Annotated in this window: 9 protein-coding genes; 6 read left to right on the top strand and 3 right to left on the bottom strand. The window is 73.7% G+C overall.

Going from position 1 to position 11,336, the window contains the following annotated elements; all coding sequences use genetic code 11:
* Positions 1-12: 12 nt before the first annotated feature.
* On the bottom strand, positions 13-981 hold the full coding sequence (locus ACZ66Z_RS21040; protein WP_469936040.1) for an SDR family NAD(P)-dependent oxidoreductase: 969 nt from the start codon (positions 979-981) through the stop codon (positions 13-15).
* Between the two features lie 388 nt (positions 982-1,369).
* Between ACZ66Z_RS21040 and msrA the strand changes: the two genes are divergently transcribed.
* The gene (gene msrA, locus ACZ66Z_RS21035) at positions 1,370-1,882 is read left to right on the top strand and encodes a peptide-methionine (S)-S-oxide reductase MsrA (protein ID WP_469936038.1); all 513 of its coding nucleotides are present in this window, start codon (positions 1,370-1,372) and stop codon (positions 1,880-1,882) included.
* A 124-nt stretch (positions 1,883-2,006) separates the two neighbouring features.
* On the opposite strand, the gene ACZ66Z_RS21030 is transcribed toward msrA, so the two are convergent.
* Positions 2,007-2,852, bottom strand: a complete 846-nt coding sequence (locus tag ACZ66Z_RS21030) for a prephenate dehydratase (protein WP_469936036.1) — start codon at positions 2,850-2,852, stop codon at positions 2,007-2,009.
* A 221-nt stretch (positions 2,853-3,073) separates the two neighbouring features.
* The gene (locus ACZ66Z_RS21025) at positions 3,074-4,087 is read right to left on the bottom strand and encodes a hypothetical protein (protein ID WP_469936034.1); all 1,014 of its coding nucleotides are present in this window, start codon (positions 4,085-4,087) and stop codon (positions 3,074-3,076) included.
* A 342-nt stretch (positions 4,088-4,429) separates the two neighbouring features.
* On the opposite strand from ACZ66Z_RS21025, the gene ACZ66Z_RS21020 reads away from it, so the two are divergent.
* The 5 genes from ACZ66Z_RS21020 (at position 4,430) to ACZ66Z_RS21000 (ending at position 11,315) form a co-directional block, all read left to right on the top strand.
* Positions 4,430-6,061 (top strand): nSTAND1 domain-containing NTPase, encoded by a 1,632-nt coding sequence (locus tag ACZ66Z_RS21020; RefSeq protein ID WP_469936032.1) that lies wholly within the window; start codon positions 4,430-4,432, stop codon positions 6,059-6,061.
* A gap of 268 nt (positions 6,062-6,329) precedes the next feature.
* Positions 6,330-6,899: a GNAT family N-acetyltransferase gene (locus tag ACZ66Z_RS21015; protein ID WP_469936248.1), complete on the top strand. Its 570-nt coding sequence runs from the start codon at positions 6,330-6,332 to the stop codon at positions 6,897-6,899.
* A gap of 389 nt (positions 6,900-7,288) precedes the next feature.
* A complete protein-coding gene (locus ACZ66Z_RS21010; protein ID WP_469936030.1) occupies positions 7,289-9,034 on the top strand; it encodes a lysyl oxidase family protein in 1,746 nt (581 codons plus the stop codon).
* Positions 9,035-9,314: 280 nt separating this feature from the next.
* Positions 9,315-9,548 carry a hypothetical protein gene (locus tag ACZ66Z_RS21005; protein WP_469936028.1) on the top strand — a complete coding sequence of 78 codons (234 nt, stop codon included), beginning with the start codon at positions 9,315-9,317 and terminating at the stop codon, positions 9,546-9,548.
* Between the two features lie 393 nt (positions 9,549-9,941).
* Positions 9,942-11,315, top strand: coding sequence for a cryptochrome/photolyase family protein (locus ACZ66Z_RS21000; protein ID WP_469936026.1), 1,374 nt, complete (start codon positions 9,942-9,944; stop codon positions 11,313-11,315).
* The last annotated feature ends 21 nt before the right edge of the window (positions 11,316-11,336 follow it).

The following is an 11,336-nucleotide window of genomic DNA, read 5'->3' as shown; positions in this document are numbered from 1 at the left end:
GATCGGGTCTCCTCACAGGGAACGGGAGCGGATGCGGAGGACGCCTGCGCCCACGGCCCCGGCGGCGGCCAGGGCCGACACCCGGCGTGCCGCGGTGCGGGCCCGTGCGTGCCGGCCACCGGCCACGGCGGCCGTGGCCCCGGACGGTTCGTACAGGGCGGCGGTGGTGACCGGCGCGGTGCCCGGCGCGTCCAGGTAGCCGTGTTCGGTACGGCGGCGGATCAGGTGGTGGACCAGGCCCGGTGCCAGGGCGTGGGCCCGCGGCAGGAGCCGTGCGCCCGGTCCGACGACGACGCGCCGCCGGGGTCGGGCCGCCGTGTTCAGAACGGCGCGCGCCACTCGTTCGGGAGTCGCGACGGCGGGGAGGGACCGCAGGCGGCGGCCCGTGTGGTTGGCCGCGTGCTGGAAGAACGGGGTGTCGACCCCGGCGGGCAGCACGGTGCAGACGGCGACGCCGTGGTCACCGCTGAGCACCAGCTCCTGGCGCATCGCCTCGTCGAGCACGACCAGCGCGGCCTTGGTGGCGGCGTACGCGCCCATGTAGGGCGCCGCGACGGTGCCCCCGAGGATCGAGGCCAGGTCGATGAGCACGCCGTGGCCCTGGCGTCGCATCACGGGGAGAGCGGCCCGGGCGCCCTGGAGGACGCCCAGCACGTTGACCTCCCACGAACGACGGACGTCGGCCAGGGGCACCGTGTCGAGGCGGCCGAGGACGCCCACCCCGGCCGCGTTCACCCACACGTCGACATGGCCGTACCGGTCGACGGCCGTGTCCGCCACCCGCGCCATCGCGTCCGCGTCGGTGACGTCGGCGGGCACGGCCACCGCTTCGGCCCGCGGGTGCGCGGCCGCGCACTGCCGGGCGACACGGCTCAGAGCGTCCGTGCTGCGGGCGGTGAGGACGAGCCGTACGCCCCGGCGGGCGAAGGCCAGCCCGACGGCGCGGCCTATCCCGCTCGACGCGCCGGTGATCACGACCACGGTTCCTGGCGCAAACGCGCGGCGGGTCCTGTTCATAGCCCTACAAGTGACCGTTATCGACGGATTCATTCGCCCTTCCCGTCGAACTCGTAGGGGCCGGGGTGCGCCGTGGTCCGCCACGGATCGCCGAAGCGAAGGCTCGCCCTGCGCCGCGTCACCGTTCAGTGCGGTGGCGCATCTCATGCATTTCCTCGCGAAAGCCCTGTTCGGACCTCATCGTGCGGGCGTGGTGGCGGCCCTTTCTTCGTCACCTGTTTGACCGGTGATGTGTGTTCGTGACAGTCTGGGGCGTGTCCATCCCTTCGGCGATGGGCACCCCGGGCCGACCGGGCGGCCCCGTGAGGCCGTCCGGAGGCGACGCGACGCGCGAAGAGGACGGTGACGGACGATGGCCGGCAGCGAGGAAAGGGCCGTACTGGCGGGCGGCTGCTTCTGGGGCGTGCAGGAACTCATCCGCGCGCAGCCGGGCGTGCTGACCACGCGGGTGGGGTACAGCGGCGGCGACCTGGCCCACCCGACGTACCGTCGCCACGAGGGGCACGCGGAGGCCGTCGAGATCGTCTTCGACCGGACGGTGACCGACTACCGGACCCTGCTGGAGTTCTTCTTCCAGATCCACGACCCGAGCACGAAGGACCGCCAGGGCAACGACATCGGGGACAGCTACCGCTCCGCCGTGTTCTACCTGGACGACGAGCAGCGGCGCGTGGCCGAGGACACCATCGCCGACGTCGACGCCTCGGGCCTGTGGCCGGGACCCGTGGTCACCGAGGTCACCCCGGCGGGCCCCTTCTGGGAGGCCGAGCCCGAGCACCAGGACTACCTGCAGCGCTACCCGGACGGGTACACCTGCCACTTCCCGCGTCCCGGCTGGCGGCTGCCCCGACGAGGAGAGTCCTGACCCGGTCGGTGGGACGGGAGGCGCCGCCTCCCGTCCCACCGACCGGCTGCCCCGACCGCGGCCCGGGGAGGGCCGCACGACCTGCCGGTCGCCCGGGGGCCTGCCCCGGGGCGGACCGTGACGATCAGGCGATCGTCACACCGTCGCGGCGGTGCGGATGCGCCGGGTACACGCCGAGGACGCGCACCTCGGTGGAGAAGAAACGCAGCTCGTGCAGGGCCAGAGCCACCCGCGGCTCGTCCGGATGCCCCTCGATCTCGACGTAGAACCGGCTCGGGCTGAGGCCGGCGCCCCTCTGGTAGCTCTCGATCTTCGTGAGGTTGACCGCGCTGCTGGCGAAGCCGCCCAGAGCCTTGTAGAGGGCGCTCGGGATGTTCCGTACGGCGAAGAACAGGCTCGTCATCGTCGGCCCCTCGCCGACGGGCGCGAACGCGGGCTCGCGGGAGAGCACGACGAACCGGGTCGTGTTGTCCGGATCGTCCTCGACCTCCGGACGAAGGACCTCCAGGCCGTAGTGCCGGGCCGCGGCGGGCGGGGCCAGCGCCGCGTGCCGCACGTCGCCGAGCTCCGCCACCTCGCGGGCGGCCCCCGCCGTGTCGTCGCTGACGAGCGTGCGCCAGCCGCCCTCCCGCAGCACCTTCCGGCACTGCCCCAGCGCGTGCACGTGGCTGCGGACCCATGCGATGTCGTCCAGCGTCGCTCCGGGCACGGCCATCAGGTCGAAGCGGATGGCGAGGAAGTGCTCGCCGGTGACGAAGAGCCCCGACTCCGGCAGCAGGTGGTGCACGTCCGCGACCCGGCCGGCGGCGGAGTTGTCCACCGGGATCACCGCCAGGTCCGCGGTGCCGAGCGTCACGGCGTCCAGGGCCTGCTCGAAGCCGGTGCAGGGCAGCTCCGTGATGCCGGGGAACAGGTGTTGCGTGGCTGCCGCCGAGTTGGAACCCGGCTCACCCTGATATGCGGCGATCATTGCCCTGTCACACCTTTCGTCGCTTCATCGCGCGAGACGGCCGGACCCGGCGACCGGCAGGAGGGCCACCGTAGACCCCGGGCGGTGGATGGCCGTGCCGCTGTCCACCACCAGAGACGCCGGGGGGCGCCCGCCCCCGGCCGTCCTCGCGGTCGCGGGCCTCCCGCCCCGGACACCCCTCCCGGGCGCGCCGGGGCCCGCTGCGGACCCGGCGGCTTCCGTCAGGTCGTCCGGGCCCGCGCGGCGGGGGCCCGGCCATCCTGGGCCTCCTGGGCGCGTTCCGCCACCATCGTCGCCAGCGCCTCCAAGGTGGCGACCTCGTAGTCGGCGTTGGAGCCCTCCTCCTGCACGGCGACGACCACCGTGCCCACCTGGATGTACGCCTCCCCCTCCCCCTTCGAGAGTTCGAAGGCGGACGCCCGGTCGCCGAGGGCCGGTACGGACAGCGGCTTGACTTCGTCGTTCCCGTCCGACGACTGCCGCGCGACGTCCTCGTAGAAGCGCTGGGCGGCGTCGGCCGAGGCGCAGGCGACCACCAGGAAGGAGGCGGACTGGTCGAAGGGGTTGTGGAAGGACGACCGGGCCACCGAAAGGACCCCCTCGCACCGCCGCTCCAACGACGCGGAGCAGGCGTCGCCACCCGATTCGACGCGCGGCGAGGTCCTGACGGTCCAGCCGGTCGGCATGCTGTGCAGGTCGGGGGCGATGGCCTTCACCGCCTCGGGGTCCTCGAGCACGGTGACCCGGCGTCCGTCGGGTCCGAGCGGCACGGAGCCGCCGCCGTCCGTCGTGAGCCGGGCCAACCCGTACACGGCCAGCACCAGCACGACGACCACCGCGACGACGGCCGTGAGCGCGACCGGATCGCCCTTCCGGATCCTGGTGACGGCCTGGTCGCCGAGCACGAAGGTGCCCCGGGCCCGGCCGCCCCGGTCGACGACGACGCTGCCCGTGGTGACGGGCCGCTCGGTCGGTGCGGGCGGCGCCAGGACGCTCGCCAGGTACGCGGCGAAAGCCGGGTCCTCGGCCAGCACGGCCGCCAGCTTCTCCCGCAGCCGGGACCGCGCGTCGAAGTCGTCCGGTGTCCGCTCGACCTCCGACACGGCCTCCTCTCCCTGGTCCACGTCCCGCAGCCGGCCGCGCACCAGGCCGACGACCATGTCGCCGGCCGCTCCGCCCGCGGCGGCGACCGCGGCACGTGCCACCGCCTCCACCGCCGCCGTCGCCAGATCCACCCCGTTCAACCGTCTCCTCCATTCCCCCGGGTCCACCGGCTCCCGGACCGCAGAACTCGCCCGGGTCCGCCCGGATCCGCTCGGATCCGCTCGACCCCGCCGGGTCGCGTCCGGGTCCACCGGACCCGTTCGGACCCCTGCTTCCCCCCCCCCGCCGGACAACGCCGGGCGGGAGGAAGCCCTGCGGCCCCCGTTGCGCCCAGTGTCGAATCGGAGCGGTTGTTGCACAGGTCCTCTCGCGCGGTGAAACAATCCCCGCCGTCCCCACGGCGTGAATTCCTCTTGCGGACGGCACGCCGGGACGGTTGATTCGAAGGCCGCCACGGGGAAGGCAGGAGCGCCATGGGCCGACACGAGAATCCGCTCGACGCCTCGGCGAGCCCGGTCGCCGAGCTCGCCGACGCCCTGCGCAGGCTCCGCCGCGCCGCCGGCAGCCCCCCGTACCACCAGATGGCCCGTCACTGTTCCTACTCGGTCGCCACCCTCTCCCGGGCCGCCGCCGGGAAACAGCTCCCCACCCTCGCCGTCCTCCTCGCCTACGTCGAGGCGTGCGGCGGCGACACCGAGGGATGGGAAGCGCGCCTGCGCCACGCGTCGGAGGCCCTCGCGGCACGGCACCCCGACCGCGGGAACCCTCCGTACAAAGGGCTGGCCCGGTTCGACCACACCGACCAGGCCCTCTACTTCGGCCGGGACCGCCTCGTCGACGACCTCTGGACGCTGACCTGCGCGCAGCGGGTGTCCGCGCTGATCGGCCCGTCGGGAAGCGGGAAGTCCTCCCTCCTCCGCGCCGGGCTCGTGCCCCGGCTGCGCGCGCAGGAGGGTCCGCTGCGCCCCGCCGCGATCCGCATCGTCACCCCCGGCGAGCGCCCGCTCTCCACCCACGGCCCGCTTCTGTCGTCCACGGGCGCCCGGTCGTCCGACGTCCTCCTCATCGTGGACCAGTTCGAAGAGCTCTTCACGCTGTGTCACGACCCGGTCGAGCGGGAGGAGTTCGTCGAGGCCCTGCTCTCGGACCGGGGACCGTCCGGCGGGCTCCGCGTCGTCCTCGGAATCCGCGCGGACTTCGTCACGCGCTGCCTGGACCACCCCGAACTCGCCTCGGTCGTCCGCGACGCGGGCCTGACCGTGACCCGCATGAGCTCCGCCGAACTGCGCGAGGCCGTCGTCGGACCGGCGCGGGCGCACGGACTGGTCGTCGAACGCGCGTTGACGGCCCGGCTCACCGCCGACGTCGCCGACAACGGCTTCGCCCTGCCCCTCCTCTCCCACGCCCTCCTGGAGACCTGGAGGCGTCGGCAGGGCCGCACGCTCACCCTGGCCTCCTACGAGCAGGCTGGCGGCCTGCAAGGGGCGATCGCCCAGAGCGCCGAGGGCGTCTACGCCCGGTTCGACAGCGCGCGGGCGGACGTCATGCGGCAGATCCTGCTGCGGATGATCACCCCGGGGGCCGGCGGGGCCCCCGACACCCGGCGCTCCGTCACCCGGGCCGAACTCGAATCCCTCGGCGAGGGCCGGGAGACGCACGAGGTCCTGGAATCACTGACCCGGGCCCGGCTGATCACCTCCGACGGAGCCTCCGTCGGACTGGCCCACGAAGCCCTGATCAGCGCCTGGCCCCGGCTGGGCGGCTGGATCGAGCGGGACCGCGAGAAGCTGCGCTTCCAGCGGTGGCTGACCGAAGCCGCCGACGCCTGGGACGCGGTCGGGCGGGAACCCGGTGTACGGATCTCGCCGGTCCGCCTCGCCCAGCTCGACGCGCACGCCCCACGAGGCGCCCGGAGCGGACTCACCGCCCTCGAAGCGGAGTTCCTCGCCGCCGGACTGGCCACCCACCGCCGCACCCTCCGCGCCCGCCGCACCACACGGGCCATGGGCACCCTGCTCGTGGCCACGACCACGCTCGCCGCGACCGCCCTGTGGAGACAACGGCGCCTGCTCCGGGAGCACCGGGGACGTCGGCAACCGGGGTAGGACGCGTGTGCGCGGTCGCCCGTACGCCTCCCGCGAGTCCGACGGCAGGCTCCTGACCCGGCAGGTCGGCAGGCCGGCAGGATCAAGTCCTTCCGCCAGGAGCAGGGGTCGGCGAACAACTCCTGGAATGCCGCGCCTCGTGGTGACGTGCGGCTGCCGCGCGCCGCTCTTGAAAAGGCGTGGCTGCCGGGCGGTCGTGATGCGAAGATCAGTCCGCAACTCGATCCGCATCCGCGTCCGCATCCGCATCCGCGTCCCGGAGGTCCGCATGCACGTCGCCTCGCTGCTGCCGTTGACCACGGCCCGGTTGACGCTGCGTCTGTTCACTCCCGGCGACGCCGACGACCTGTACGCCTACCAGAGCCTGCCGAGCGTGGCGCGCTACCTGTACCGGCCGGCGCACACGCGTGAGCGCAGCGAGCAGGTTGCCGCCGAGCGCGCGGCGCAGACGGCCTGGCGCGCCGACGGGGACAAGCTGGCGCTCGCCGTCTGCCGACGCGATGAGCCCGGCGTCCTCGGCGAGGTGAGCCTCGCCCTGGCCGATGCCCGCGCCGCCCAGGCCGAGATCGGCTGGACCCTCGCCCCGGGCCACCAGGGGCACGGCTACGCGACCGAGGCGGCCGCGGCGCTGGCCGGGTTCGCCTTCGACACGCTGGGCGTGCACCGGCTCTACGCACGGCTGGATGTGGAGAACACCGGGTCCGTGCGGGTCTGTGAACGCCTCGGGATGCGCCGGGAGGCGCACCTGGTCGAGAACGACCTCGACGGGGACCGCTGGGGCAGCGAGTACATCTACGCGGCGCTGTCCGCGGATCTCGGCGGTCGATCGGGCGATTGAGCCCGGCGTCGCCTCCTGTTCGTGATCTTCCCTGGGGGAGAAGTCCGGTACGTCTGGTGGGGACGGCCTGGCGACAGACAGGCGATCCGGCCGCCGCGGCCGCGTCGCGGAAGTCGACCCGCGGAAGCCGCCCTGGGGAAGCCGACCCGCGGAAGCCGCCCCGCCACCGGTGCTCGTGAACAGAAGCGATCTGTTTTTCCACCCCGACAGCTTCATTCGGCCAACATCCGGATGTTCTCGGCTCTCCGGACAACCGGGCGACACCTCCCTCCCTCTCACCGCACGGGCGCGGCGAGTGCCTCCCGCCGCACCGGTCGGGCGTCCGTCCCGTCCCGTCGGGCGGGCCGCTCTCCGCCTCCTTCCCACAGCACCCGGAGGACGAGGGAACGATGACCACCACGCGCACCACCCGACTGCGGCGTCCGCTGCTGGCCGGCACCACGGTTGTCGCCGCCATGGCCGTGACGGCCGGCTTCATGGCCGCCGCGCCGGAGCAGGCGAACGCCGTGACGGGACCCAAGCTGGGTCTCGTCGCGGCGACCGGCTCGATCACGCTCACCTCCTGGAAGGAGGAGCCGGGCGTCTACCTGGACCTGGGCACGTACCTGACGGCGGAGGGAACCCCGTTCGAGCTCAAGGCGACCCGGAAGTCCTACAAGGAACCGGTGACCCTCACCCAGACCGTGTACGAGGGCGGCAAGGCCAGGGCGAAGACGCTGCCCCGGGGCACCGTGAAGGACTTCTCCGGGCTGCCCGGCTTCGTGGAGATCACCGTCACCGACGGGAACGGCAGGAAGGTCGTCAGCCGGACGGAGAGCTTCTGCCCGAACAACGCCAGCGGACGGGTACGCCCCGACGCGCCCTCCACCTCGAAGTATCCGGAGAGCTGTCCCACCAACCCCTTCACCCTGGGTTCCGTGTGGGGCGTCGAGAAGGGGTGGGCCGCCAACACCTACGGCGGTTCCTACAGCCAGCCGGTGAAGCTCGCCGCCGGCACGTACACGGCCCGGGTCCGGGTCGCCAAGAAGTACCGGGACCTCTTCAAGATCGCCGACAGGCCCGCGACGGTGAAGGTCACCGTCGAGGAGCGCAGCTGGGAGGAGGGCCGCGGCGCCGCCCGGGCGGCCACCGCGGGAGAGCACGCCGGACACGGCGCCGCCCACCACGCCCCGGCCGGTCACGCCGGACGCGGACCCGGGCACGCTCCGACCCCCGCCCAGGCCGGGGCACCGGAGACCAGCAGCGCGGGCCCCTCGTACAACGTGGGCCACGGGCCGCTGAAGGCCGCGCCGCCGGCCCTGCCGTGGGCGCTCAAGAAGCAGCAGGCGATGCGCGCCGACATGCGGGCCGGTGACACGGCGGGCCGGACCGACGGCTCGCGACAGGCCCCCGCCCTCGCGCCGCGGTCCGTGCGGCCCACCGGCAACCCCTCCGTCCCCGACGTCCCCAAGCCCGACCTGCGGTCGCTGCCGGCGTACGGCATCACCGTCAGCGACGGCGACCGGGACATCCCCGGCAAGGACTACCTGGCCTTCAGCGCCAACGTGTGGAACGCCGGTCCGGCCCAGCTCGTGGTGGACGGCTTCCGCTCGCCCGGCAAGGCCAGGATGGACGCCTACCAGTACTTCTACGACGCCAAGGGCAAGCAGGTCGGCTACACCCCGACCGGCACCATGGAGTGGGACCCGCGCCCCGGCCACGTGCACTGGCACTTCACGGACTTCGCCAGCTACCGGCTGCTGAAGGCCGACAAGAAGGAGGCGGTGCGCAGCGGCAAGGAGGCCTTCTGCCTCGCCAACACCGACGCCGTCGACTACACGGTGAAGAACGCCAACTGGCACCCGTTCAACACCGACCTGGCCACGGCCTGCGGCCAGGAGAACTCGATCTCCGTCCGCGAGGTGCTGGACGTCGGCTCCGGCGACACCTACACCCAGGACCTGCCGGGACAGTCGTTCGACATCACGGACGTGCCCAACGGCACCTACTACATCCAGGTCCTGGCCAATCCGGCCAAGCGGCTGAAGGAGACCCGCCTCGACAACAACAGCGCCCTGCGGAAGGTCGTCCTCGGCGGCACGCCCGGCCGGCGGACCGTGACCGTCCCCGCGCACGACCTCGTGAACGCGAACTGATCACCCCCTGTCGGCCCGGCCCCTCGCGTCGCGGGGGGCCGGCCCGGCCCGTCGGGGGACGGCAGGGGCGGCGCGATGGCACACGGGTGACGGCCGCCCGCCCACGGAGCTGAGGCCAGTTCTCAACGGGCCACTGGAAAGCATCGTTTCTGCACCTCCGCGACCCCGCGATCCGTTGTCCGGCATCGGAGTGAGATGCCGTTTCCCGGCGCTCCCCGAGGCGTTTGACCGCCCGACGGGCACTTCCCGTCACGTCATTCGGACACCTTGAGGAGTAGCTATGCGTTCTCTGGCCGCGTCTGTCCTGGCCGTGGGAATCCTGTTCGGCGGCGCCGGTGCCGCGCTCGCCCACGACGGCGTCGGAATGGGGAGGTTCGCCGAGGGCGGCGCCGGCTTCACCTCCCACTGCGCGCTGGCCGGCGTTCCGTCCGTGTACGGAACGATCTTCACCGCTTCCTGCTCGGAGAAGGGCTGGGAAGAGGGCGCGGAGTACGAGTTCCTCGGCGCCCACTGACCCGCGGCCACACCCGGCAGCGGCTGCCGCTGAAGCAGGACCCCCGCGTCCCGTGCTCGTGCACGGGACGCGGTGACGGGCCCGCCCCCGTGCACGGGGGCGGGCCCGTCCGTTCCGTACGGAGCCCGCCGCGGCCCCTCCTGCGGCATGCCGGAGCGGCGCCGCCCGACGGCCCGCGGATCCCGACGGCCCGCGGATCCCGGGGCCCGCAGATCCCGACGGCCCCGCGTCCTTCGCCCGGAGGGAGCGGGGCCGACGGCGTCCCCCGGCCCGGCGAGGGGCCGCTCCGCGTGCATCCGCCGCGCGAGGCCCGGGGGAACCGCGGACGCAGGCGCGCGAAACCAGTGGGCCGGCGCGGCGCGCCCGCGACCGGCCGCCGAGCAGGAGGACCCGATGACCGTCTCCGTCGTTCTGTACACCTCTGACCTCAGGGTTCACGACCATCCGCCCCTCAGGGCCGCGGCCGAGGGGGCCCAGGAAGTGGTTCCGCTGTTCGTCCGTGACCCCGCCGTGGACCGCGCGGGCTTCGCGGCCCCCAACCGGCTGGCCTTCCTCGCCGACTGCCTCGCGGACCTGGACCGGGGACTGCGGGACCGCGGCGGCCGCCTCGTGGTGCGGAACGGGGACGCGGTGGCCGAGGTGCGGGCCCTGGTGCGGCAGACGGACGCCGACGAGGTGCACATGGCCGCCGGCGTGACGGCGTTCGCCAGGGCGCGGGAGGCCCGACTGCGCAAGGCGCTGGAGGACGACGGCTGCCGGCTGTACGTGCACGACGGCGTCGTCACCGTCGTGCCGCCCGGCGACCTCCTTCCGCACGGATCGGACCACTTCGCCGTGTTCACGCCCTACCACAGGCGCTGGGCCGCCGAGCCGCTCCGGGTGCCGCTGTCCGCCCCCAGGACGCTGCGCGTCCCCCCGGGGGTGCGGTCCGAGCGCATCCCGCGGCGGTCCGCGGTCACCGGTGTGTCCCCGGCCCTCGCCGCGGGAGGGGAGGGCGAGGGGCGCAAGCTGCTCGGTTCGTGGCTGGCGGCCCACGTCGACACGTACGAGAAGGGCCACGACGACCTGGCGGGCGACGTCACGTCCCGCCTCTCGCCCTTTCTCCACTTCGGTGCCGTCTCCGCGACCGAGGCGGTGCACAGGGCGCGCGGACGGGGCGGCGCCGGGGCCGACGCCTTCGTACGGCAGGTGTGCTGGCGCGACTTCCACCATCAGGTCCTGGCCGCGCGGCCGGAGATCGCAGACGCGGACTACCGCCCGCGCCAGGACCGCTGGAGGCGGGGGGCCGACGCCGAGGAGGACCTCGCCGCCTGGCGGGAGGGACGAACCGGCTACCCCGTCGTCGACGCCGCCATGCGGCAACTCGCCCACGAGGGATGGATGCACAACCGCGGCCGGCTGATCACCGCTTCCTTCCTGGCGAAGACGCTCTACGTCGACTGGAGGGAGGGGGCGCGTCACTTCCTCTCCCTGCTGGTGGACGGCGACATCGCGAACAACCAGCTCAACTGGCAGTGGGTGGCGGGCACGGGCACGGCCACCAGGCCGCAGCGCGTCCTCAACCCGGTGCGGCAGGCCAGACAGTACGACCCCGACGGCAGCTACGTCCGCCGCTGGGTCCCGGAGCTCGCCGCCCTCGACGGACCGGCCGTCCACGAACCCTGGCGGCTCAGCGGAAGCGACCGGGCGTCCCTCGACTACCCGGAACCGGTGGTCGACCTCTCCGAGGCCCTGGCGCGCTTCCAGCAGGCCCGGGGCGCGGCCTGACCCGGCTCCTCCGCCCGCTCC

Source organism: Streptomyces sp. NPDC107498 (assembly GCF_055582805.1).
Note: the sequence above shows the minus strand (reverse complement) of the source record. Positions and strands in the feature narration are given on the sequence as shown.